General features: G+C 61.1%; 19 protein-coding genes and 1 pseudogene. 11 read left to right on the top strand and 9 right to left on the bottom strand.

Annotated elements, in window-relative coordinates; genetic code table 11:
- Positions 1-535: 535 nt before the first annotated feature.
- The 7 genes from PG5_RS28250 to PG5_RS28220 all read left to right on the top strand — a co-directional run bounded on the left by PG5_RS28250 (position 536) and on the right by PG5_RS28220 (position 9,539).
- Entirely contained in the window at positions 536-2,239 is a 1,704-nt protein-coding gene (locus PG5_RS28250) for an AMP-binding protein (protein WP_020800500.1), read from the top strand.
- Positions 2,240-2,341: 102 nt separating this feature from the next.
- Complete coding sequence (locus tag PG5_RS28245; RefSeq protein WP_020800499.1) at positions 2,342-3,850, top strand: CoA-acylating methylmalonate-semialdehyde dehydrogenase; 1,509 nt, start codon at positions 2,342-2,344, stop codon at positions 3,848-3,850.
- A gap of 160 nt (positions 3,851-4,010) precedes the next feature.
- Positions 4,011-4,907: a 3-hydroxyisobutyrate dehydrogenase gene (mmsB, locus tag PG5_RS28240; protein ID WP_020800498.1), complete on the top strand. Its 897-nt coding sequence runs from the start codon at positions 4,011-4,013 to the stop codon at positions 4,905-4,907.
- Complete coding sequence (locus PG5_RS28235; protein ID WP_020800497.1) at positions 4,904-5,992, top strand: enoyl-CoA hydratase/isomerase family protein; 1,089 nt, start codon at positions 4,904-4,906, stop codon at positions 5,990-5,992. The genes mmsB and PG5_RS28235 overlap by 4 nt, the downstream gene beginning before the upstream one ends.
- A gap of 17 nt (positions 5,993-6,009) precedes the next feature.
- Positions 6,010-7,161, top strand: a complete 1,152-nt coding sequence (locus PG5_RS28230; RefSeq protein ID WP_020800496.1) for an acyl-CoA dehydrogenase family protein — start codon at positions 6,010-6,012, stop codon at positions 7,159-7,161.
- A 63-nt stretch (positions 7,162-7,224) separates the two neighbouring features.
- Positions 7,225-8,853 (top strand): methyl-accepting chemotaxis protein, encoded by a 1,629-nt coding sequence (locus PG5_RS28225; protein ID WP_020800495.1) that lies wholly within the window; start codon positions 7,225-7,227, stop codon positions 8,851-8,853.
- Between the two features lie 32 nt (positions 8,854-8,885).
- Positions 8,886-9,539 (top strand): TetR/AcrR family transcriptional regulator, encoded by a 654-nt coding sequence (locus tag PG5_RS28220; protein ID WP_020800494.1) that lies wholly within the window; start codon positions 8,886-8,888, stop codon positions 9,537-9,539.
- Positions 9,540-9,655: 116 nt separating this feature from the next.
- Here the strand turns inward: PG5_RS28220 and PG5_RS28215 are convergent, their stop codons facing one another.
- The 7 genes from PG5_RS28215 to PG5_RS28185 form a co-directional block, all read right to left on the bottom strand.
- Positions 9,656-10,663: an Ldh family oxidoreductase gene (locus tag PG5_RS28215; protein WP_020800493.1), complete on the bottom strand. Its 1,008-nt coding sequence runs from the start codon at positions 10,661-10,663 to the stop codon at positions 9,656-9,658.
- A 93-nt stretch (positions 10,664-10,756) separates the two neighbouring features.
- Positions 10,757-11,590 (bottom strand): ABC transporter substrate-binding protein, encoded by an 834-nt coding sequence (locus PG5_RS28210; RefSeq protein WP_020800492.1) that lies wholly within the window; start codon positions 11,588-11,590, stop codon positions 10,757-10,759.
- A gap of 58 nt (positions 11,591-11,648) precedes the next feature.
- Complete coding sequence (locus tag PG5_RS28205; RefSeq protein ID WP_020800491.1) at positions 11,649-12,308, bottom strand: amino acid ABC transporter permease; 660 nt, start codon at positions 12,306-12,308, stop codon at positions 11,649-11,651.
- Positions 12,305-12,946, bottom strand: coding sequence for an amino acid ABC transporter permease (locus PG5_RS28200; RefSeq protein WP_020800490.1), 642 nt, complete (start codon positions 12,944-12,946; stop codon positions 12,305-12,307). Before PG5_RS28200 ends, PG5_RS28205 begins: the two co-directional genes overlap by 4 nt.
- Entirely contained in the window at positions 12,946-13,755 is an 810-nt protein-coding gene (locus PG5_RS28195; protein ID WP_020800489.1) for an amino acid ABC transporter ATP-binding protein, read from the bottom strand. The genes PG5_RS28200 and PG5_RS28195 overlap by 1 nt, the downstream gene beginning before the upstream one ends.
- 13 nt (positions 13,756-13,768) lie before the next feature.
- Positions 13,769-15,076 carry a Xaa-Pro peptidase family protein gene (locus PG5_RS28190; RefSeq protein ID WP_020800488.1) on the bottom strand — a complete coding sequence of 436 codons (1,308 nt, stop codon included), beginning with the start codon at positions 15,074-15,076 and terminating at the stop codon, positions 13,769-13,771.
- A gap of 126 nt (positions 15,077-15,202) precedes the next feature.
- Positions 15,203-17,239 (bottom strand): NADH:flavin oxidoreductase, encoded by a 2,037-nt coding sequence (locus tag PG5_RS28185; protein ID WP_020800487.1) that lies wholly within the window; start codon positions 17,237-17,239, stop codon positions 15,203-15,205.
- 125 nt (positions 17,240-17,364) lie between these two features.
- On the opposite strand from PG5_RS28185, the gene PG5_RS28180 reads away from it, so the two are divergent.
- Both PG5_RS28180 and PG5_RS28175 read left to right on the top strand, forming a co-directional pair.
- Positions 17,365-18,012 (top strand): TetR/AcrR family transcriptional regulator, encoded by a 648-nt coding sequence (locus PG5_RS28180; RefSeq protein ID WP_020800486.1) that lies wholly within the window; start codon positions 17,365-17,367, stop codon positions 18,010-18,012.
- A 245-nt stretch (positions 18,013-18,257) separates the two neighbouring features.
- Positions 18,258-19,448, top strand: coding sequence for a sodium:proton antiporter (locus PG5_RS28175; protein WP_042955806.1), 1,191 nt, complete (start codon positions 18,258-18,260; stop codon positions 19,446-19,448).
- A 284-nt stretch (positions 19,449-19,732) separates the two neighbouring features.
- Here the strand turns inward: PG5_RS28175 and PG5_RS28170 are convergent, their stop codons facing one another.
- Positions 19,733-20,614: a LysR family transcriptional regulator gene (locus PG5_RS28170; RefSeq protein ID WP_020800484.1), complete on the bottom strand. Its 882-nt coding sequence runs from the start codon at positions 20,612-20,614 to the stop codon at positions 19,733-19,735.
- A gap of 109 nt (positions 20,615-20,723) precedes the next feature.
- On the opposite strand from PG5_RS28170, the gene PG5_RS28165 reads away from it, so the two are divergent.
- Together PG5_RS28165 and PG5_RS28160 are read left to right on the top strand one after the other, a co-directional pair.
- Positions 20,724-21,725, top strand: a complete 1,002-nt coding sequence (locus tag PG5_RS28165) for a zinc-dependent alcohol dehydrogenase family protein (protein ID WP_020800483.1) — start codon at positions 20,724-20,726, stop codon at positions 21,723-21,725.
- A 112-nt stretch (positions 21,726-21,837) separates the two neighbouring features.
- A pseudogene (locus PG5_RS28160) lies at positions 21,838-22,285 on the top strand (GNAT family N-acetyltransferase).
- Between the two features lie 195 nt (positions 22,286-22,480).
- On the opposite strand, the gene PG5_RS28155 reads toward PG5_RS28160, so the two are convergent.
- On the bottom strand, positions 22,481-23,830 hold the full coding sequence (locus PG5_RS28155) for a DUF1214 domain-containing protein (protein WP_020800481.1): 1,350 nt from the start codon (positions 23,828-23,830) through the stop codon (positions 22,481-22,483).
- Positions 23,831-23,944: the final 114 nt, after the last annotated feature.

Below are 23,944 nucleotides of genomic sequence, written 5' to 3'. Positions count from 1 at the left end.
GTGGCCGTTACCGCAGCAACGGATATGTACACCTGAAAGACAACTATCGTCTGCCAGGACGCCTTCGCCGGCAAGCCTGGCTCCTACAGTAAAAGCGAAACCCTAAGTGGCCGTTACCGCAGCAATGGATATGTACTCAGTCACAAAATCTCCATTGGCCGCCTGGACGCCTTCGCCGGCACGCCTGACTCCTACAGTAAGGGCGACCCGCATTACCTGACAGTGCGATTGGCCTGCCATCCAACGCACCACAGCTATGACTTTTCTGCACAACGCACCGGCTTTTATGAGCATTTTTAATTCATTTTTGCATGCATATACTGGACTCAAGCACCGGCCATGATCCGGGCCAGACCCAACAAAAACAAACAAGGGCATACACCGTGAAGACATCCATGCTTGCCATCGTCTCCCCGCTCTCAGGTACCCGCACGCGTCACGTACGCATCGCCGCCCGCAGCGAAGCGCCCCTCGCCGCCTGACCATCCCGTACCCGTTACCGCGCCGATCGCCCCCGCGATCGATGGAGACTCCAATGAACAGCAACTGCCAACCCTTCATCAAAGCTCGTGATTTCCTGCTGGCCCACCGTACCGACTACGCCACTGCCACACGGGACTTCCAGTGGCCGCAACTGAGTGAATTCAACTGGGCGCTGGATTACTTCGATGCCATGGCCGAAGGTAACCAGGCCAACGCCCTGTGGATCGTCGAAGAAGACGGCAGCGAGCAGCGCTACAGCTTCCAGCAACTGGCCGCGCGCTCCAACCAGGTGGCCAACCACCTGCGTGCCCTTGGCGTGCGCCGTGGCGAGCGCATCCTGCTGATGCTTGGCAACGACGTCGCCCTGTGGGAAACCATGCTGGCCGCCTTCAAGCTTGGCGCCGTGGTCATCCCTGCCACCGCACTGCTGACTTGCGATGACCTGGCCGATCGTATCGAACGTGGCCAGGTTCGCCATCTGGTGGTCGGTGCCGCCCATGTCGACAAGTTCGACGGCCTGGGTGAAGGCTGCAGCCGCGTCTGCGTCGGCCCGGCCCCCGCCGGCTGGACACCCCACAGCGCCGCCAGCGAATACTCCGAACAGTTCGACAACGAGGGTCGCACCCTGGCCACCGACCCGATGCTGCTGTACTTCACCTCCGGCACCACCTCCAAGCCGAAGATGGTGTTGCACAGCCACCAGAGCTATCCGGTCGGCCATCTGTCGACCATGTACTGGATCGGCCTGCAGCCGGGCGACCTGCACTTGAACATCTCGTCACCGGGCTGGGCCAAGCATGCCTGGAGTTGCCTCTTTGCCCCCTGGAACGCCGGCGCCTGCATCTTCATCCATAACGTCGCGCGCTTCAGCGCCCCTGCCCTGCTGGGTGCCCTGGAGCGCTATGGCGTCACCAGCCTGTGCGCCCCGCCCACGGTCTGGCGCATGCTGATCCAGGAGGACCTGGCCAGTTACAAGGAGCGCCTGTGCCTGCGCGAACTGGTGGGCGCCGGTGAGCCGCTCAACCCGGAAATCATCGAGCAGATCCTGCATGCCTGGGACTTGCCATTGCGCGACGGTTTCGGCCAGTCGGAAACCACCGCCCTGGTCGGCAATACGCCGGGCCAATTGCTCAAGCCCGGTTCCATGGGCCGTCCGCTGCCGGGCTACCGAGTGACCATGCTCGACCCCGACGGGGCACCTGGCAATGAGGGCGAAGTCGCCTTGCCGCTGGACGTGCGCCCACTTGGCCTGATGCTGTGCTACGAGGACAGTCCGGAAAAAACCGCAGAGGTGATGCGCGACGGTTACTACCGCACCGGCGACACCGCGCAGATCGACGATGATGGCTACGTCACCTTTGTCGGTCGCGCCGACGACGTGTTCAAGGCCTCCGACTACCGCATCAGCCCCTTCGAACTGGAGAGCGCTCTGATCGAGCACCCGGCGGTGATGGAATGCGCCGTGGTCCCCAGCCCCGACCCGCTGCGCCTGGCCGTGCCCAAGGCGTTCCTGATCCTGGCCCATGACGAACCCGGCAGCGCCGAGCTCGCCGGTAATATCCTCGCCTTTGCCCGCGAGCACCTGGCGCCGTACAAGCGAGTGCGACGCATCGAGTTCGTCACCGAGCTGCCCAAGACCATCTCCGGGAAAATCCGTCGGGTGGAGCTGCGCCAGATGGAAGTGCAGCGTCGGCAGAGTGACGCGCGCGGCGCACAAGAGTACTTCGAAGAAGACTTCCCTCAGCTCAAGGGCTGAATCCGGGCCGGTGCGCCGGCCCTCCTGAACTCACCTCCGACCACTCGGCCAACCAGACCGAGGGGCCACTCTCGACTCAAAGAAAGCAGACAGGACCCGAAAATGACCTCATCCAGCGTTCCAAGCGTCAAGCTCCTCATCAACGGCGAGTTCGTCGAATCGCGCAGTACCGAGTGGCGTAACGTGGTCAACCCGGCCACCCAGGAAGTCCTCGCTCGTGTGCCATTCGCCACCGCCGAGGAAATGGATGCCGCCGTGGCCAGCGCCAAGGAAGCCTTCAAGACCTGGCGCAAGACCCCGATCGGCGCCCGCTCGCGGATCTTCTTCAAATACCAGCAGCTGATCCGCGAGAACATCAAGGAACTCGCCGCCCTGCTCACCGCCGAACAGGGCAAAACCCTGCCGGATGCCGAAGGTGATGTGTTCCGCGGCCTGGAAGTGGTCGAGCACGCCACATCCATCGGTAACCTGCAGATGGGCGAGTTGGCCAACAACGTCGCCAACGGCGTCGACACCTACACCTTGATGCAGCCGCTGGGCGTGTGCGCTGGCATCACCCCGTTCAACTTCCCGGCGATGATCCCACTGTGGATGTTCCCGATGGCCATCGCCACCGGCAACACCTTCGTCCTCAAGCCGTCCGAGCAAGACCCACTGGTGACCATGCGCCTCGTCGAACTGGCGCTGGAGGCCGGTGTACCCAAGGGCGTACTCAACGTCATCCACGGCGGCGTCGATGCGGTGAACCTGATTTGTGATCATCCGGACATCAAGGCCGTGTCCTTCGTGGGTTCGACCAAGGTCGGCACTCACGTCTACAACCGCGCCACGCAAAACGGCAAACGCGCACAGTGCATGATGGGCGCGAAGAACCATGCCATCGTCCTGCCCGATGCCAACAAGCAGCAGACCTTGAACAACCTGCTGGGCGCCTCCTTCGGCGCCGCTGGCCAGCGCTGCATGGCCCTGCCGGTAGTGATTCTGGTAGGTGAAGCGCAGACCTGGTTGCCGGACCTGATCGAGCGGACCAAAACCCTCAAGATCAATGGCGGCACCGAACCTGGCACCGACATCGGCCCGGTCATTTCCTGCGCTGCCCTGGATCGCGTCAACAGCCTGATCGCCAGTGGCATCGAAGAAGGCGCCAAACTCGAACTGGATGGCCGCAACCCGAGCGTGCCTGGCTACCAGGACGGCAACTTCGTCGGCCCGACCATCTTCTCCAACGTCACTGCGCAAATGTCCGTGTACCGCGAAGAAATCTTCGGCCCGGTGCTGTGCGTCATGCAGGCCGCCAGCCTGAGCGAGGCGATCGAGATCATCAACGCCAACCCGAATGGCAACGGTACCGCCCTGTTCACCCGCTCCGGCGCGGCGGCCCGTCACTTCCAGGAGGAAATCGACGTTGGCCAGGTGGGCATCAACGTGCCGATCCCGGTACCGGTCCCGCTGTTCTCCTTCTCCGGTTCGCGCGCCTCCAAGCTCGGCGACCTGGGCCCTTACGGCAAGCAAGTGGTGACCTTCTACACCCAGACCAAGACGATCACCCAACGCTGGTTCGACGAGGACGACGTCGTTGGCGCGGTGAACACCACTATCACCCTCAAATGATCTGTGGCGAGGGGATTCATCCCCGCTGGGGCTGCGAAGCAGCCCCAGCGACCGTTCAAACAGACCGAGTTGTCTGGATTGGGGCCGCTTCGCGACTCAACGGGGCGGTGCAACGTTTCGGTAGATCCCCTCGCCACCACACACGCAAAAGGTAGCCATCATGCATATCGGATTTCTCGGCCTCGGCAACATGGGCGGCCCAATGGCCCGCAACCTGCTCAAGGCGGGCCACAGCCTGACCGTCTTCGATCCCTTCGCGCAGGCAGTCGCCGCGTTGGTGGAGGCCGGCGCCAGCGCCGCCGACTCACCCGCAGGCGTGGCCAAGGCCGGGGTGGAAGTGATCATCACCATGCTGCCAACCGCACACCACGTGAAACAGGTCTATTGCGCCAAGGACGGCCTGTTGGCCAACATCGGCCCAGGTGTGCTGTTGATAGACAGTTCGACCATCGACCCGCTGAGTGCGCGCGAAGTTTCCAGACTCGCCCTCGCCCAAGGCAACTCGATGCTCGACGCGCCGGTCTCCGGCGGCACCGGCGGTGCGACGGCAGGCACCCTGACGTTCATGGTCGGCGGCCCCGTCAGCGTATTCGACCAGGCCTTGCCGATCCTCTCGGCCATGGGCAGGAACATCGTGCGCTGCGGCGAAGCCGGTAACGGCCAAGTGGCCAAGATCGCCAACAACATGCTGCTCGGCATCTCCATGGTCGGCGTCGCCGAGGCCATGGCCCTGGGTGTGGCCCTGGGCATGGACGCCAAGGTGCTGGCCGGTGTCATCGGCACCTCCACCGGTCGCTGCTGGAGTTCGGAGATCAATAATCCGTTCCCGGGCGTGCTGGAAAATGCTCCGGCCTCCCGTGGCTACAGTGGCGGCTTCGGCACCGACCTGATGCTCAAGGATCTCAGCCTCGCTACCGAAGCAGCCAAACACGCGCGCCAGCCGGTGGTGCTCGGTGCTGCCGCCCAGCAGCTGTACCAGACCTTCAGCCTGCAAGGTCATGGCGGCCTGGACTTCTCCGCCATCATCAAACTGTTCCAAGGGGAAGCCCAGGCATGAGCGAGCAGCAAGCCCCGGTGCTGGCCTGTGTGCGCAACCGCATCGGCCACCTGACACTGAACCGGCCCAGCGCGCTGAACACCCTCGACCTGCCGACGGTGAAGCTGCTTTGCCAGTACCTGTGGATCTGGGAACAAGACCCGGACATCGTCGCCGTCACCCTGCGTGGTGCCGGGGAAAAAGCCTTCTGCGCCGGTGGCGACATCCGCATGCTGTACGACAGTCACAAGGCCGGGGACAACCTGCACGAGCTGTTTCTCGAAGAGGAATACGCCCTGGACGAGTACCTGCATGGCTACTCCAAACCGGTGCTGGCGCTGCTGGACGGTTTCGTCCTGGGCGGCGGCATGGGCCTGGCGCAGGCGGCTTCGCTGCGGGTGATCACCGAGCGCACGCGCATGGGCATGCCGGAAGTCGGCATCGGCTTTTTCCCCGATGTCGGTGGCAGCTATTTCCTGCCGCGGCTTCCCGGCGAGTTGGGTATCTACCTGGGCGTCACCGGCTGCCAGGTACGGGCTGCCGATGCGCTCTATGCCGACCTCGCCGACTACTACCTGCCCAGCGAGCGCCTGGTCGAACTGGATGCCGCCCTGGATCACTTGAACTGGACCCGTGCGCCCGCAGAAGACTTGCAAGACCTGCTGGCGGGGCTGGCCGCCGAGCGTATTGCCGGATCGGAACTCAAGGCTTACCGCCAGGTGATCGATGACTATTTCTCCCTGCCTGATGTGTCGGCGATTCGCAATGCGCTGCAGCGCGAGCAACGTCCCGAGCTGCGCGACTGGGCCGAACAGACGGTTGCGCTGCTCGACAGCCGCTCACCACTGGCAATGGCTACGACCCTGGAACTGTTGCGCCGCGGTCGATACCTGAGCCTGGCCGACTGTTTTGCCCTGGAACTGCACCTGGACTACCAGTGGTTCGACAAGGGCGACCTGATGGAAGGTGTGCGCGCACTGATCATCGACAAGGACAACACCCCGCGCTGGAACCCGCCAACCCTGGCGGAACTGGTGCCTGCACGGGTGCAGGCTTTCTTCAGCGACTTTCGCCCGGCCTCTGGCAAACCCCTTCGTACCGCCTGAACGGCAGGAGACTCGCAATGCACGATATCGAATTGACCGAAGAACAACGCATGATCCGCGACATGGCACGCGACTTCGCCCGCAGCGAAGTCGGCCCGCAGGCCCAGGCCTGGGAAAAGGCCGGCTGGATCGATGATGCCGTGGTGGCGCAGATGGGTGAACTGGGCCTGCTGGGCATGGTGGTGCCGGACACCTGGGGTGGCAGTTACACCGACTATGTGGCCTACGCCCTGGCCGTGGAGGAAATCTCGGCCGGCGACGGCGCCCTCGGCGCCTTGATGAGCATCCACAACTCAGTGGGCTGCGGCCCGCTGCTCAAATATGGCAGCCCTTCCCAGCAAGACACCTGGCTGCCGCTCCTGGCCAGCGGCCAGGCCATTGGCTGCTTCTGCCTGACCGAGCCACAGGCGGGCACCGAAGCCCACAACTTGCGCACGCGCGCCGAACTGCGCGACGGTCAGTGGGTACTCAATGGTGCCAAGCAATTCGTCAGCAACGGCAAGCGTGCCAAGCTGGCCATTGTCTTTGCCGTCACCGATCCGGAACTGGGCAAGAAGGGCCTGTCGGCGTTCCTGGTGCCCACCGACAATCCCGGCTTCGTGGTCGATCGCAGCGAACACAAGATGGGGATCAAGGCCTCCGATACCTGCGCGGTGACGTTGGATAACTGTACGATCCCCCAGGACCATTTGCTCGGCGAGCGCGGCAAGGGCCTGGCCATTGCCCTGTCGAACCTTGAAGGCGGTCGCATCGGCATCGCCGCCCAGTCCCTGGGCATCGCCCGCGCCGCCTTCGAGGCTGCGCTGGGGTATGCCCGCGAACGCATCCAGTTCGCCAAGCCGATCATCGAACACCAGAGCGTGTCCAACCTGCTCGCCGATATGCACACCCGGCTCAATGCTGCCCGCCTGCTGGTGCTGCATGCCGCGCGCCTGAAAAGCGCCGGGCAACCGTGCTTGTCAGAAGCGTCCCAGGCCAAGCTGTTCGCCTCGGAAATGGCTGAGCGCGTGTGCTCCAGCGCCCTGCAGATCCATGGTGGTTATGGCTACCTGGAGGATTACCCCGTGGAGCGCTACTACCGCGATGCGCGCATCACCCAGATCTACGAAGGCACCAGCGAGGTGCAGCGCCTGCTGATCGCACGCGAGCTGGCCCACTACGCGCTCTGAGCCCTTGGCCGGCCGCGCCCTGCGCGCCGGCTGCCCCCTTGCCTGCCCCTTCTGGAGTTGCCCATGCTCGGCCTGCGTAATTTTTCCATCAGCCGCCGCCTGTGGTTGATCTTGCTGACGTCCATCCTGATGCTGCTGATTCTCGCCGGCCTGATGCTCAAGCAGAACCATGACGATCTCTATGCGGCCAAGGCCCTGAAAACCCGTCACGTGGTCGAGACCGTCAGCGGCATCCTGCGTCATTTCCAGGCCCTGGAAGGCCAGGGTCTCGAGCGTGGGCAAGCGCAACAACAGGCCAGCGCGGTCATACGCAACCTGCGCTACGGCCACGACGACTACTTCTGGATCGAAGATCTCGACACTCGCATGGTCATGCACCCCAATGCCAAGCTCGAGGGCAAGCGCATGGCGGGCACCCGCGACCCTGACGGCAAGGCACTGTTCGACGAAATGGTCGCCGTGGCAAACCGCGATGGCTCCGGCCTGGTGCACTACCGATGGCCAAAGCCGGGCTCCGACGCGCCGGTGGAGAAGGTTTCCTACGTCGAACTGTTCAAGCCCTGGGGCTGGATCGTCGGCTCGGGCATCTACATCGACGACGTACAAGTGGAGTTCCGCCGCCAGCTGATACAGGCTTTCGTCATCGTACTGACCATCGCCCTGCTGCTCAGCGCGCTGATCCTGCTGATTGCCCGCAGCATCGCCTTGCCCCTGGCGCAGGTGGTCAATGCCATGGAGAACATCGCCAGCGGCGAAGCCGACCTGACCCACAACCTGGACAGTCGCTGGCGCGATGAACTGACCGCTCTGAGCAGCCACTTCAACGCGTTCACCCACAAGCTGCGCGCTGTGATCGGCCAGTCCATGCAGACCGCTGGCAACCTGGACCAGGCCTCGCAATCGCTGGGCGAGATTGCCAGCAACAGCCAGCGCCACAGCCAACAGCAATCCCAGCAAATGGAACTGGTGGCCGCCGCCATCCACGAAGTGTCCTATGCCGTGCAGGACGTGGCGAAGAACGCCGAACACGCTGCCAATGAAGTACGCCAGGCCGATGAGCAGGCACGCCAGGGCCAGCACAACATCAACAGCAGCCTGCGCCAGATCGACCAGTTGTCCGAGACCATCGGCCAGGCTGTCGAAGTGATCCAGAGCCTGGCGCAGGAAAGCACGCAGATCGGCAGCGTGCTGGAGGTGATCCGCGCCATCGCCGAACAGACCAACCTGCTCGCGCTGAACGCCGCCATCGAGGCCGCGCGCGCGGGTGAACAGGGTCGTGGCTTCGCCGTGGTGGCAGACGAAGTGCGCCTGCTGGCGCAGCGCACCCAGCAGTCCACCGCGCAGATCCAGGGCATGATCGAACGCCTGCAGGGCAACTCCGAAGCGGCGGTCGATGTCATCAATGCCAGCAGCCAGGCCGCTCGCCAAACCGTGGTACAGGCCCGCGAAACCGGTGAAAGCCTGCACCTGGTCATCACCGCGCTGCGCAATCTCACGGAACTGAACGCCTCGATTGCCAGTGCCACCCTGGAGCAATCCCACGTGGTCGAGGACATCAACCAGAATGTCACCCACGCCGCCTCGCTGGCCCACGAGAATGCCCTGGCGGCGGACCAGTCCAACGAGGCCAGCCAGAACCTGGGGCAGCTGGCGGGCCAGCTCAATCGACTATTGGGGCAGTTCCGCCTTTGAAATGGATCAGCAACGATGGAGGTATCGACTAGATGACAGCCTCGCAACCCATTGCATCCCGCCCCGGCTCTCTGTTTGCGGGGGCCATCGACCAGGTGCCCCCCTCACGCTACCTGGAAACCCGGCAAAAAGCCCTCGAGCTGTTCGCCCGATGTGGTTTCAGCCGGGTCAGCATGCGCGACCTGGCGGCTTACCTGGGGATCAAGGCCGGCTCCATCTACAACCACATCGACAGCAAGGAGGCACTGCTGTTCGAGTTGATCGAGGAACTCTACGAACAGTTGCTGCACGGCGCCAACCTGGTGAACCGGCGCAAATCCAGCCCCGCGGTACGACTGCACGCATTGCTTGAAGCGCACTTGCTGTTGCATGAGCGCATGGGCGCGCATTTTCGCCTGGCCGAGCATGACCTCCATTGCCTGGACAGCGAACAGCTTGGCTCGATCCTGGCGTTGCGCAGGCGCTACGAGGAACACCTGGTGACCACGATTGAACAGCTCACCGGTGAACCGGCGAGCGTCCCCCTGCGCTCTACCTTGAGCGGCATCGTGTCCCTGCTCAACCAACTGCCGGCCTGGATTGCAGAGTCGCCGGCCGGCAAGGGAACACGGCGCAAGCTGCTGCATGACATGGTCATGGGCGCCCTGCAGGGGGCGTTGCAGGCTCCCGGGCTTAAAGCCTCATGATCGGCCGTGGCAATGCCTGGCCGGTAGCGCAGTGACAGCAGCTGGGCAAGCACGGCCCAGCGTGACCGCTGCGCTTGAAAGTTTTCTGCCGCGGCCGGCGGTGGCGAAGGGTTTGACTATTCCACCTGCGCCTTGAACGCGTCGTACGCCGATAACGGCAGGCTGATGCCCTCGCGGACCGCACGGGCATAGGCTTGCTCTTTGGCCTTGCCCGGCAGGTAAACGCCCAAGGTTTCAAGCCGCGTCATCTGCTCGCCCAGACGTGAGGCAAAGCACTCGTCCAGCAACCTGGGAGCAATGCCAATCACCAGCATGCCAGCCCCTGGGGATTCGCTGCCGGAACGGAAATCGGCTGCATCCAACGACCAATTGGCCCCCGTCAAACCCGCCGCGAGCACCTCGACCATCAACGCGATGTTGGCGCCGCGCCCGCCCCCGAACGCCAGCAACGTCCCGCGCAGTGCCTCCCGCGCGCTGCGCGTTTCATTGCCTTGTGCATCAACCGCCCAGCCTGGCGGTATCGCCTCCCCCGCTTCAGCGGCCCGAAGCAGGTTTACGTAGGCCGTGGCGCTGCTGGCTTGGTCGATCGCCAGTAAACGACCTGCAGCACTGGCGGCGGCAAATGCGATGGGGTTGGTGGAGTACAGCGGCCGGCTCTGGCCCGCCACGGTGAGCAGCGGTGAGCCATTGGTGAACGCCAACGCGACCAGCCCCTCGCGCGCCAGGCGACGGGTGTAATAGCCCAATTCGCCACAGGTGAAAGCGTTGAACTGCGCGAACAGGGCAATACCCAGTTGATGCGCATTGCTACACAGCACTGGGAAAGCGTGATCGAAGCCCAGTTGCGCGATGCCTTGGGCCGCATCGCAGCGGATCATGGCCGGCGCGACCTGGGACACGAAGGGCTCGGCAGCCCTGGCGATTCGGCCGGTGGCAAAGCCGCTGAGGTAGTCAGGCAAATGACCGAAACCGACCTCGTGTTGGCCATGGGCCTGGGCTGATACCGTGGCGTTGGCAAGCGCCGAGGCCACGGCGTGGCTGGTGCCGTGGGCCAGGCAGAGCTGTTGTGCGAAGGTGGTGGCCTCGGCCAGAGACAGGCGCTTGTGGGGTTTGTCGTCGTCCATGGTGGCTTCAGTATTCTCGGATTGTAGGTGTGCCGCAGCTTGAGAACCTGCAGGAGCGGCGCTGGCCGCTCCTGCTCGTCCAGTTGATTATCTTTACTGGATCATCCTCGGTTCACCCACCTTCGCAGCCTCGCGGTCCAGGCCAAACGAGGCGAGGATTTCAGCGATTTCGCCCGAGGCATGCAAGGCCTGGATGTTCTTGCCCAGCGCCTCGCCCAAGGCTGCGTTGGACTTGGTGTACGGGAAGGCGCTCTGCCCAGGCTCAAGCGTGGCCTTGACCCGTTGATCGGGCTCGGACACCTTGATGCTCTTGCCGGGGTACGCGCCCTTCTGCTGCGAAGATACCCCCACCGCGAAGCTGTCCGCACCGACCTGGATGCGCTTGGACGCCAGGTCCTGCGCCATGGCCACCGGGTTCGGGTAGAGCACCAGATTGTCGCCAAAGGTCTTCTTCAAATCGTCCACCCACAGGTAGCCCTGCACGGTGCCGATGCGCTTGCCGTCCAGTTCGGAAATCTTCGTGTAGCCCTCATCCGAAATAATGCCCATCACGTCCAGGTACAACGGTGCCGACAACCCCAACGCCTTGCTGCGCTCTGCCGTGCGGTACCAGTCACCGATGCCGACATCGGCGCGCTTTGCCACCACCGCCTGCACCACCGCTGCGGTGTCCACCACCATGGTCTTGACCTTCAGGCATTCGCGCTCGGCGATGCGCTTGATGATCTCGCCATCCACGCCGCTCAACTGGTTGTTCGGTCCCGGTATCGAGTAAGGCGGGAAGACGTACGCCGCCACGGTCAGCACACCCGGCGTAATGGTTTCAAACTGGTTCGCCGGGGTGCATTCGGCCAGGGCGTATGGCGCGCCAGCCAGGGTCGAACACAAGAACATCCAACGGGTAAAATGTTTGAATGAGCGAGTCATGACGTCACCTTTGCAATAAGAGAGCAGCAGCCGAAAACGGCGTGAGTGGCATTTGTTGTTATGGCTGGCTGGGTGCCAGTCTTTTTTCCAGCGCCGCCACGCCCAGGGTTGCCGGAGCACAGACAGCGGCATACATCAAACCGGCCAGGATCAGCACCGGCATGTACTCAAACGTGGAGGAACCTATGGAGGACGCCCGGCTGACAATTTCTGGCAGGGCGATGGTGAAACACAGCGACGAGGCCTGGAACATCATGATCGAGAACCCCAGCAGCGACGGCAGCGCTACCCGCAAGGCCTGAGGCAGGATCACAAAGCGCAGGGCGTCTAACCGGTTGAGGCCGATCACCTCAGCGGCCTCGGTTTGCCCTGGGGCCACGGCCTCGATGCCACCGCGAATGATTTCACTGGTGTAGGCCGCCGTGCAGTACGCCATGGCCAGCGCGGCAGCCCAGAACGAGGTCAAGGTCAGGTTGACGCTGGGCAGGCCAAAGTAAAAATACTGCAGCAGGATCAACGCCGGCGCACCGCGCCCCAACTCCACGATGACCAGAGACGGGTAACGCAACCAGCGGCTCGGGGCCGAGACACCGAGTGCCAGCACCAGCCCCAGTACAATGCCCAGGCCCAGGCTCACCGCCGTGACCTGCATCGACAACACAAAGCCCTTCCACAACTCCGGCAGCCATTGGGCCCACATCGTCAGCAGTTCGCTCATCGGGCAATCCTCTGTTTCAACGTCGCCGAGAGCCAACGGGAGAACAAGGCCACCGGCACGCTGAGCACCAGGTAAACCACCGCCGCCGCGCTGTAGACGCTCAGGCCCTGAAAGGTTTGTTGTGAAACTTGATAGGCCTGGAAGCTGATATCGCCGACGCCAATGGTCGAGGCCACGGCCGAATCCTTGAGCAGGCCAATGGCGTAGGTGGCCGAGGTGGGAATGGCGATGCGCACCAACTGCGGTAACACCACATCGAAAAACCGTTGCGATGCCGACAGGTTAAGCACATAGGCGGCTTCGAATTGCCCGGTGGGAATCGCCGCGAAAGCACCGCGGTATACCTCGGACATGTGCGCCGCCGTAATCAGCCCCAGGCCGACCACTGCCGCGGTAAACGGCGACAGGCTGATATAGCCGCCACCGATGCCAAAGAAGATGAAAAACAGCCAGACAATCGGCGGAATGGAGCGCAGGGTCAGCACCAGCATGGCCGCCAGAAAACGCAGGGGCTTGACCCTGGACAGGCGCAGGGCACAGATCGGAAACCCCAGCACCACGCCGACGCAGAAGGCGAGCACGGTGACAGCAATGGTCCACGGCACACCGTTCAACAGCATCATCAGGATGTCTTGCATCAGCGATTCCTCACGGCCTGGAGGAACTGGATCACCCGTTCATGCTCGGGCTGACGCATCACTTGCTGGCTCGGCCCCTGCTCGATGATTCGCCCCTCGGCCATCACCACCACGCGGTCGGACACGGTTTCGGCGAAGTGCATTTCGTGGGTCACGACGATCATCGACATGCCTTCGCAGGCGAGCTCTTTCATCACCGCCAGCACCTCCAGGCCCAGCTCGGGGTCCAGCGCCGAGGTCGGCTCATCGAACAGCATCAATTCAGGGTCCAGTGCCAGGGCACGGGCGATGGCGATCCGTTGTTGCTGGCCACCGGAGCAGCGCGCCGGATAGTGCTGGGCCTTGTCGGCCAACCCCACGCGTTCGAGCAGTTGCATGGAGCGGGCGTCGGCCTCTTTGGCGCTGCGGCCCAAGGTACGGATTTGCGCCAGGCTGACATTGCGCAGTACCGTCAGGTGCGGAAAAAGATTAAACGACTGGAACACCATGCCAATGCGCCGGCGTAGCTTGAGCAGCTCTGTACGGGGTAGCGCCTTGCCAGCTTCGATGTGCACGCCATCCATACTGACCCGGCCCTGGGTCGGCGGCTCCAACTGATTGATACAGCGCAGCAAGGTACTCTTGCCCGAACCACTGGGCCCGATAATGGCCACCACCTCGCCCTTGCTCATTTCAAAACACACGTCGTGCAGGACGGGATAGGGGCCAAACTGCTTATGAATTCCCTCCAGGCGCAAGAACGGTTCGGCGCTGGCCACTGGGCGCGGTGCCAAGGAGGGCGCGGATTCGATCACGGTCATACTGCTCATGTTTTTGCTCCAGCTATCGATCGCCGTCGACTAAGGGCGTGCGCGAAAGTTTTATCGGCCCGTTGGCGCTGATCAGCACCTGTTCTTCGAGCTTCACCCCTTCCCCACCGCCTTGTTCTCCGATGTAACTTTCCACCGACACCACCATGTTTTCCTCGAACAGGCCGTCGTAACCCCACTCGGCGAAATCCACGGCGTAGGCGACGCTGGGGTACTCGTCCACCAGGCCGACGCCGTGCAGCATCATCATGTAGCGGTTGTGCTCAAAGCGCTTGGGCACAGGCCAACAGTGTTCGGCAAACTCGCGAAAGGACAGGCCCGGGCGCAGCAGTTCGACGTTGTGATTGATCTGCTGCGAGGCGATTTCCAGCAAGTCGCGCTGGGCCGTTGTCGGCGCCTTGCCGGGGCAGACGAAGCTGCGAGAGATGTCCGAAAGGTAACCACCGGGCCCGACCATGTCGGTGTCAAAACAGACCATCTCGCCTGCCTTGATGACCTTGTCGGTGGCGTCCTGGAACCACGGGTTGGTGCGCGGCCCGGAGCTGAGCAAGCGGCTTTCGGCCCATTCCCCGCCGTGCGCGACATTAGTCCCGTGCATGATGCTCCACAGCTGGTTTTCAGTAACCCCCGGCACCAGGCTTGTGCGCATCCGGGCAATGGCCAGGTCGCACACGCCCATGGAGACCCGGTGGCTGGCCACCTCTTCCGCCGATTTGATCAAGCGTGCCTGCTCCATCAACGGCTGCGCATCGAACAGCTCAATGCCCTTATGCGTCAGGCGCTGCGCGCCCCATGGGTCACAACGGTCCACTGCCAAGCGGCGATTGCCGCCACCGTGGCGGGTCATCAGGTCCGCCACTTCCTGGGCCCAGCGCTCGGCTTTTTCCTGCACGCGGGGGCCGGCAAGAAAATACAGCCAGGGAATCGCCGGGCGAATTTCATCGATGGTTTCCACGTGCTCGCTGTTGTGCCGGCTGCTGGTGAACTCGAACAGCACCACCGGGCCGTCGGTGGCCACGAACACATAGCGGCTGGGCGAGTGCATCACCCACAAACCGAGGTTATTGGTGTCGGTGGCATAGCGAATATTGATCGGATCGGCCAACAGAATGCCGGCGTAATCCTGGGCACGCAGTTGCTCGCGAATGCGTTCCAGGCGGTAATGACGCAGGGCTTTGCGGTCGATGGCGCAATACGCATCGAGTAACGCCGTGTCGACCGGCGCCAGGGCATGTTCAGTGACCTTGGCATCGCTGCGAAAGCGCAGGTCGCGTTCGGTTAACGCCGTGAGCAGCTCAATGGAATCAGAACCCGTATGCATGCAACAACCTCCGCTGGGAAGAGTTTGATGTTCATCAAATTCAATCAGTCCAACTGTTGGGGCAGTAACTAAAGGCTTCTAAATCAGGTGACGGCTGTCTTTATTGTTGTGGGCGACACACGGCAGCTAGAGGTCCTTGACCAGCCGCAGGGCATCGTAGATGGCCGCATGGGTATTGCGCGACGCCACGGCATCACCAATGCGGAACAACTGGAAGCGCCCTTCGGGGTTGCTCGAAACGGTTTGCGGCTTGCCGACAATCAGGTCCATGTACTCCACGGCGCCTTCGTTGCTGGCCAAGGGCTTGAGTTCGAAATACAGCTCATCCAGCGGCCGGGTGCCGTGGTTGACCACCACCTGATCCACCCGGCGTGTTTTGGTCAGGTCGCTGTAATCGGTGCCGATCGTAGCCAGCAATTGGTCGCCTTGTTTCTCCACAGCCTTGAGCCGGTAGGTGACGGTAAAGGTGGTGTCCAGTTGCTGCAACGAGCGCATGTAGGGAACCAGGTTCATGCCCATGACTTCCGGCGCGAACGAGCGGTCGGGGGTCATGATTTCAGTCTTGGCGCCACTGCGGGCGATGAATTCAGCGGCTTGCAGGCCGGCGTGGTCGCCCGCATCGTCGTACACCAGCACATTGCGCCCAGGCTTCACGTCTCCGGAAATAATGTCCCAGCTTGAAACCAGGAATTGATTGCCGTGTTCCAGCACTTCGGTGTGCGGCAGGCCCCCGGTCGCCACGATCACCACGTCGGCATTTTCATCGAGAACAATCGCGGTGTCTGCCCAGGTGTTGAAGTGAAACGTCACGCCAAGGCGCTCGCATTGCGCCATGCGCCAATCGATGATGCTGATCATTTCTTTGCGCCGCTCGGACTGCGCGGTCAGGCGAATCTGTCCGCCGGGTTTGTCCGCCAGCTCATACACCACCACCTCGTGGCCGCGCTCTCCTGCCACCCGAGCCGCTTCCAGGCCACCAGGGCCGGCGCCGACAATCACCACTTTGCGCTTGTGCGCAGCCTTGGGTATTTCATGGGGCATGGTGGTTTCACGCCCGGTCGCGGCGTTGTGGATGCAGTAGGCAGCGCCAGCGTTGTAAATGCGGTCCAGGCAATAGTTGGCGCCCACGCAAGGGCGGATATCGTCTTCACGGCCTTCGATGATCTTGCGCACGATGTGCGGGTCGGTCATGTGCGCGCGGGTCATGCCGACCATGTCCACCAGCCCCGAGGCAATGGCATGACGCGCCGTGGCCACGTCGGGAATTTTCGCTGCATGGAAGGTCGGGAAGCCGGTCAGCGCCTTGATTTCGCCGGCAAAATCCAGGTGCGGCGCATTGCGCATGCCTTGGATCGGGATGATGTCGGTCAGCCCGGCGTCGGTGGCGATGTTGCCGCGAATCACATTGAGGAAGTCGATCATGCCACTGTCTTTCAACAGTTGGGAGATCTGCAACCCCTCCTCTTTTTGCAGGCCGCCGGCGAGGACTTCGTCCCCGGTATAGCGAATGCCGACGATAAATTCCGGGCCCACGCGTTTGCGAATGGCCGTGAGCACATCGAAGGTAAAGCGCAGGCGGTTTTGCAGCGAGCCGCCGTACGGCCCTTCCAGTTCGTTGGTCAGCGGCGACCAGAACTGATCCATCAAGTGACCGTAGGCTTGCAGCTCGATGCCGTCCAGGCCGGCGGCTTTCATGCGTTCGGCGGCATCGGCGTAGTCGCGAATGATGCGGTCGATGTCCCACTGTTCGAGCTGCTTGGGGAAGGCGCGGTGTGCGGGTTCCTGATTATGGGAGGGCGACACCACCGGTAGCCAGTCGCCTTTGTCCCAGCGGGTACGCCGGCCCAGGTGAGTGAGCTGGATCATCACCGCCGCACCATGTTCATGGCACTCGTCGGTCAGGTCTTTCATCCAGCCGACCACTTCGTCCTTGTAGGCCAGAATGTTGTTGAACACGGGCGGGCTGTCACGGGAGATCGCGGCGGAGCCCGCGGTCATGGTCATGGCTACACCGGCTTTGGCACGTTCAACGTGGTAGGCCCGGTAGAGCTTTTTCGGCATCCCGTCTTCCGGGTATGCCGGTTCATGGGAGGTGGTCATGATGCGGTTGCGCAGGGTCAAATGCTTGAGGCGATAAGGCTGAAGTAGCGGATCGTTTTTCATATCGGTCTCGCAAACAGGTCATCAGGCACGCCGACAATATGCCCCTGTGTACACAGGTGTCAATAGGCTTGACACTGGTGTACAGTTGACCACGAAAAGCAAATTTCAGCAGGGAAGAAATGCCCATGAAAGCAACCACCTCAACGGCGGAACCGGCAGGCCGAGGCTCCCTGGAAGCCTGGCTCAATGCGGCCTACGAAAGTCTGACCGAGTCAGGCGTCGATGCCGTGCGAGTGATGCCGCTGGCGAAAAAACTGAATTTGTCGCGCACCAGCTTCTACTGGTTTTTCGAAGACCGCGATGCCCTGCTCGTCGCCTTGATCGAGCAATGGAAAAACAAGAACACCTTCAACCTGGTGACCAAATCCCAGGCCTATGCCGAGTCCATCACCGAGGCGATCCTCAACGTCTTCGACTGCTGGCTGAACAGCGATTTGTTCGACTCGCAGTTCGAGTTCGCCATGCGCAGTTGGGCGTTGCAATCACCGGAAGTGGCGCAGGAAATCGGCGAGGCTGACGAGCAGCGCGTCGAGGCATTGCGGCAGATGTTCGACCGTTTCGGCTTTGAACACGATGCGGCGATAACCCGCGCCCGTTCGATCTACCTCACGCAAATCGGCTACATCAGCATGAAAACCCGGGAGCCCCTGGCCCAGCGGATGCGCTACATCCCCGAGTACCTGAAGATTTTCACCGGCAGGGAGCCGGAAGCCCGTGAGCTGGAGCGCTTTTATCAGCGCAACGGTTTTAGCCGTGCCGATTTGAACGTCTGAAAACATCGACTTTAAGTCAGTTTCTTTGTAGAGCGTCCCGGTAGGCGCTCCCTTTGGCGCACCGCTGCCAGGCATTCCTTCAATCGGTGCCTGGCCCGAATAGCCGATAGCCCCGTCCGGGGTCGGTACCTGAACCATTGCGATTGTTCCGGTGTTCTCCACGAAACTGCAAATGGGGCTACCCTGAAGGTGTTTACTTCAAGGTCGCGTGCTACATCTGCCCACCCTTAACAGGCAGGTCGTCGATGTATCAGAACTTGGCGCTGCTTGCCGCCTTCCTTCTTACCTACAGCCTATTTGCGGGGCGCTTCGAGTCACGCCTGCTTAATGGCCCGCTTATGTTCATGCTTGCCGGCCTGCTTCTCGGCCCGGCATTCCTGGGCGTTCTGCAACTCCGGATTGACAGGGAGGGCCTAAAGTTCTTGGCTGAGCTGACGCTGGCGATTGTTCTGTTCAGCGATGCGGCCAACGCTGATCTGAAGGTCCTTCGGGCCAATGAAGGGCTTCCACTGCGCTTGTTGATGATAGGGCTACCGCTGACCATAGCGGGTGGTTGGCTAGTCGGCGTCTGGCTGTTCCCTCAGGTCCCACCGTTGGAACTGGCAATACTGGCAACCCTTCTGGCGCCCACCGATGCTGCGCTCGGTAAGGCGGTTGTGAGCAACCCTCAGGTTCCCGCGTCCGTGCGTGAAGGGTTAAACGTTGAGAGCGGGCTGAATGATGGAATCTGCGTTCCAGTGTTGCTTATGTTTTTGGCATTGCTGGTCGAAGAACAGACACGGTCCCCTATCTCACTGGCATTAGAGTTAGTGATCGAGGAACTGGGCATCGGTGCACTCATCGGTATTACCCTGACGCTCATCGCCTGGCGGTTGCAGCGCTACTCCGTAAAACACCAGTGGCAAACGCCAGTGTGGTCACAGTTGACCCTGCCCGGGCTCGCCATCCTGTGCTTTGCCACAGCGCAAACACTAGGCGGTAGCGGGTTTATCGCCGCGTTCGTCGGTGGGTTGCTTGCAAGTTTTCTGTTTACCGAGCAAAAGCACCAGATGCTCAAGGCCAGCGAAGAGTTCGCCAGTCTGTTATCGGTCATTACCTGGGTCGTATTTGGCGCACTGGTGATCCCTTGGGCCTGGAGCAGCCTCACCCTCAACATCTGGCTTTACTCGGTGCTCAGCCTGACCATGATTCGCATACTGCCCGTGCTGATCAGCCTGGTCGGAACCCGCTTCGATTTCGAAACTCGCCTCTTCATCGGTTGGTTCGGCCCGCGAGGCCTGGCCAGTATTGTCTTCGCCGTCATGATATTGGCCTACCCCCTGCAAGCAAGTCGTACCTTGGTGGCTACTGCTGTCTGTACCGTTTTACTCAGTGTGCTATTACATGGTCTGAGTGCCAATCCATGGGTTGCACGGCTGGCCAGTCGTGATCATTGATGACCGTGTTCGTTCAGTAATCTCGAACTGCACTGGCCGCTGCGTTTTCTGCTGCATCACCCTGCGATCGACCCGGCTCTCACGCTCATCACCCGCGAGAAAATCATCGACGACAAACTTTCTCCTTCCCTTGGCCCATGCCGACCCGAAAGATTCTTTCAACATTCGTGACTATCAGCCTGCGTTTGATGCTGCCCTCTACGGACTGAATCTTGCGGCTTGTCTCCGGCCGCTTTGGGTCGAACTGCGACCACCAAGAGCGGACGGTGGATGACGAGGCGGTTTTACATTAAGCGCTCGCGGAGAAAATCGATGAAGGCCATCGTCCGCGCTGAACGTCGCCGCTCCCGACTGAGCACAGCGCTGACAGGAAGCGCGGTGGTCTGATAATCGTCGAGCACGATACGAACGCTGCCCTGTTCGACATCAGCTGCGAAGAGCCATTCTGGAGAAAGGGAAATACCCACGCCGCAGAGGACCATTTCGCGAATGGCCTCGCTGCTGTTGCTGGTGACGTTGCCTTTGATGGCTACATCGAGCTCTTTCGCACCGTTAGTGAAGTACCAACTGTCGTAATGCTCCAGCAATGTGAAACCGATGCAGTTGTGGCCTGTCAGTTCATGGGGCTCGCATGGCAGGCCGTGTCGATCCAGATAGGTGGGCGCGGCATAGACCCGCCGCGTGCTGGTACCCAGTGGCACTGCCACCAATCCCTCGCTCTTCACCACGCCAATCCGGATAGCCAGGTCTATATTTTCCTTGAGCAGGTCTTCGTTGTGATCGCTCAGGCGCAGATCAATCCGGACCTCTGGATGGCGTTGCAAGAAAGGCCCTATTAGCGGTGCTATGCACAACCTCCCATAGCTGACCGGTGCGGCGACTCGCAGAGGGCCGGCGATCTGCTCCTGACCGCTGGTAAAGCTGCGCGTGGCGGCTTCGAGGTGGCCGAGAATTTCCTGGCAGTGGCTGTAGAAGCGTTGCCCTTGGTCGGTCAGGGCCAGGTACCGGGTGCTGCGGGCGAACAATGGCCCGCCCAGATACTGCTCCAAAGCGCGAACCTGCTTGCTCACTGCCGGCTGCCCCATGTTCAGCTCGCGAGCAACCGCAGAAAACGACCCGCGCTCCACGACGCGTACAAAGATGTGCATGCTGTCGAACAAGTCCATCTGCGATTAGACCTCTTTGTGGAATAAGTTATATGCAAATTTAGTTTCTTATCGGAATGATGAAAGCGCGGCAATCTGTAAGCGTCCACTCAATCAAAGGTTCCCCGCCATGAATCACTTCATGCTCGCCGCTATCGCCGAGTCCGCCCAGGCCCCTCTGGCTGTCCGCCAAATCGATCGCCCCGTTCCCGGCAAGGGACAGGTGCTGGTCAGGGTTCACGCCGCAGGGGTAAACCCTCTCGATACCAAGATCGCCGCCGGCGCAGGGGCTCACGCCCGCCAGGCGCTGCCAGCAGTGCTCGGCCTTGATCTCGCCGGCACGGTCATCGAACTGGGCGAGGCAGTTGAGAGTTTCACCCAAGGCCAGGAAGTCTTCGGTATGCCCGGCGGGATCGGCGGTGCTCAGGGGACTATGGCCGAATACATTGCCGTGGATGTCCGGCTCATCGCGCCAAAGCCGCACACTCTCGCCATGCGTGAGGCAGCTGCATTGCCTTTGGTATTCATTACCGCATGGGAAGGTTTGGTCGATCGTGCCAATGTTCGTGCCGGTCAGCGTGTGCTGATTCATGGCGGCGCGGGTGGGGTCGGCCAAGTGGCTGTGCAACTGGCCAAGGCTCGCGGTGCCGATGTCTACGCCACCGGTTCGGCGGCGAGTCTCGACTTCATTCGCTCGCTGGGGGCTACGGCCATCGACTATCAGGCACAGAGCGTAGAGGACTATGTCGAGCATTATACGGCTGGTGAAGGTTTCGACATCGTCTACGACACCGTAGGCGGCAGCACGTTGGATGCGTCATTCAAGGCCGTGAAGCCTTATACCGGGCACGTGCTGAGCTGCCTGGGTTGGGGGCAGCACAGCCTGGCACCGTTGTCGTTCAAAAGTGCAACCTATTCCGGCGTATTCACCCTAGCGCCATTGCTCACCGGCAAGGGGCGCGAACACCACGGCGCTATCCTTCGCGAGGCCGCCGCGCTGGCCAACGCTGGTCAACTGACTATCCGCGTGGATCAACGGCACTTTGAGCTGCCAGACGTCAACGAGGCGTTTCGCCAGGTCGCGGAAGGTCGCGGCAAGGGCAAGACGGTAATCCAGTTGGTGAATGAATAGTTCTTGGTGCTCTAAAGCTCATTCAGTACAAACGGCCGGATGCGGCCCTTCATGGAGCGGACAAGGCTGCATCTCATTACGCTCGAGTAATCACATGGAAGGAAAATTTTAAATGGATTACCTAATTCGCAATGCAATGGATGCGGATGCCCAGTCGGGTCATCATTGGCACCCTGCGAGGGTCTAATGCTCAGGACTATTCATCCGAAGTTATCAATCAAGTGGAGCAAAGCTTTTCACCACTGGCGATCCTTCGTTTGTTGATGCAACGTCAGGTGTTCGTAGCAACATTCGGAAATCATGTCGTTGCAACGGCCAGTCTTGAACAGGACGTTGTGCGAAGTGTGTTTGTCGAACCTGCCTATCAAGGAAGGGGCATCGGACGTCAGCTGATGACAAGAATTCAATCAATCGCCATAGCCGGAGGAATCAACGAGCTGCGCATTCCCTCTTCCATCACTGCTGAAGGCTTTTATGCTTCGCTTTGCTTTAAAAAAGTCCGAGACGTATTTCACGAGTCCGAGCGTACGATCATCATGTCGAAGACATTGGCTCAGTAGCTTTATTGTCGTATTCAGATGGCCGCTTCGGGTCAACTACTGCCTCTCACGATGGGCAGCAGTTGACCGTTTTCCGCCTGTCGTGACCGGCTCAAAACGACCCATTGCAGACATTTGCCAATGACTACATTGGGTCGATTGCTGCCCAAAGCACACGCAGCAATCGATTGCAGTCAACGGCCGCGTTGGCACAGATCAGGAATGCTTGATTGCCGGTGGGAAGTATTCGCCATGAATCACCTCACCCTTAGCCCCGTAGAAACGGAAGATCAAACGATAGTTCTGGCCCGGAGAGGTGGGCAGCCAGTTTCCATCTGCGACGTCTTGCGGTTTTGTGGGAGCGAAGTGCAGGGTCAGGGAACCGTCCTTGTTGTACGTCAGCGGCGAGTGGCTATTGATCGCAAAGCGGTTCTGCGGATTGGGAAGAACGCGGAAATTCTTGGAATCCGTGGCAGTGATCGACCAGTAGTAATTCACCATCGATGCTGGCAGTTGGTCGGCGGGGAAAGTCACCGAATAGCTCTGCGTGCTCTCCAGCGGTTTGCTGTTCTCGTCCAGCCAGCCCCGGTAGTAGACCACTTCCTTCTGGGTGTTGGCCCAAATTCCACCATAGTTCACCAAGGTACGGGTCAGGTAGTCACTGCCATAGGTGCCGGAGGTAGAGGGGCGGCCCCAACCATTCTTGACAGTGCCGTGGCCCATTAATGGCGAAGCCTTGGCGAGGTCGGCGAAGGTATGGGAGTGGATCGACTTGTCGATGCGTGCCCGCTCATCAGGATCGGCGACAGCCGCGGCGATGGCGCGGACTTTGACTTGCAACGGCTCCATCCCAGGATTCAGATCAGGCTCTTGCAACGCGACGGTGGCTGAATCGAAAACCTCCACGCCTGGCAATTGCTGCCCCTGAAACATCAGGGTCTGCGCAATCTCTGGCGGTCGCGGAGAGCCGGTCGAGCGCATCTTGAATTCGAGCTGCAGGCGTTCGGCCTCGCTCCAGTCGCTGCCCAACTCGACGCGAGTCAGCACCCGCGCGGTACGCGTCGGGAGGTCGACCCGCTGGGTTTTGGCAGGCAGATTGACCTTGGCGCCTTGCAAACAGGCCGCGAACTCGCCGTTCGGATGTTTGGGGTACATACGCTCGTTGATGTTCGCCAGCGTCTCGCCCCAGCCGTTAAGAAACTGCACTGTGTAGTAACGGCCATTGATCTTCGGCACCGTAACCAGCGTACAACTATGCTCATCTATTGCTACCCAGGTCTCGGAATAAGCCACATCCACATTGGGATTGGGCCAATCCACCGCGCCGGGTTTGTGATGGCTCAAGGTGTTCCACTGCATACCATCCTTGAAGTCCAACTGTTGCTGACGAGCCACCAGCAAGCGGCTGTACAGGTAGATATACGCATCGCTGATATCCTGGTCAGTGATAACAGGCGTTTGAGATGTGGAGTCGGTTTGCGCGAGTGTGATCGGTGTCTGTAAACAGGCCGTCACCAGCCAGCTCACGGCGGTCGCGCGAAGTATGAAAGGTAAACGCGAGGGCATGGAAATCTCCGTCGAATGCAGTGGAAAATGACCGCCATGGTCATATCCTGTTATGCCAGTATCCGACTTACGTTTGCCCCCTCTTTTGGGGTGGTTTGGACAACCCTAATGGCT

Source organism: Pseudomonas sp. G5(2012) (assembly GCF_000408945.1).
Classification (GTDB): domain Bacteria; phylum Pseudomonadota; class Gammaproteobacteria; order Pseudomonadales; family Pseudomonadaceae; genus Aquipseudomonas; species Aquipseudomonas umsongensis.
Note: the sequence above shows the minus strand (reverse complement) of the source record. Positions and strands in the feature narration are given on the sequence as shown.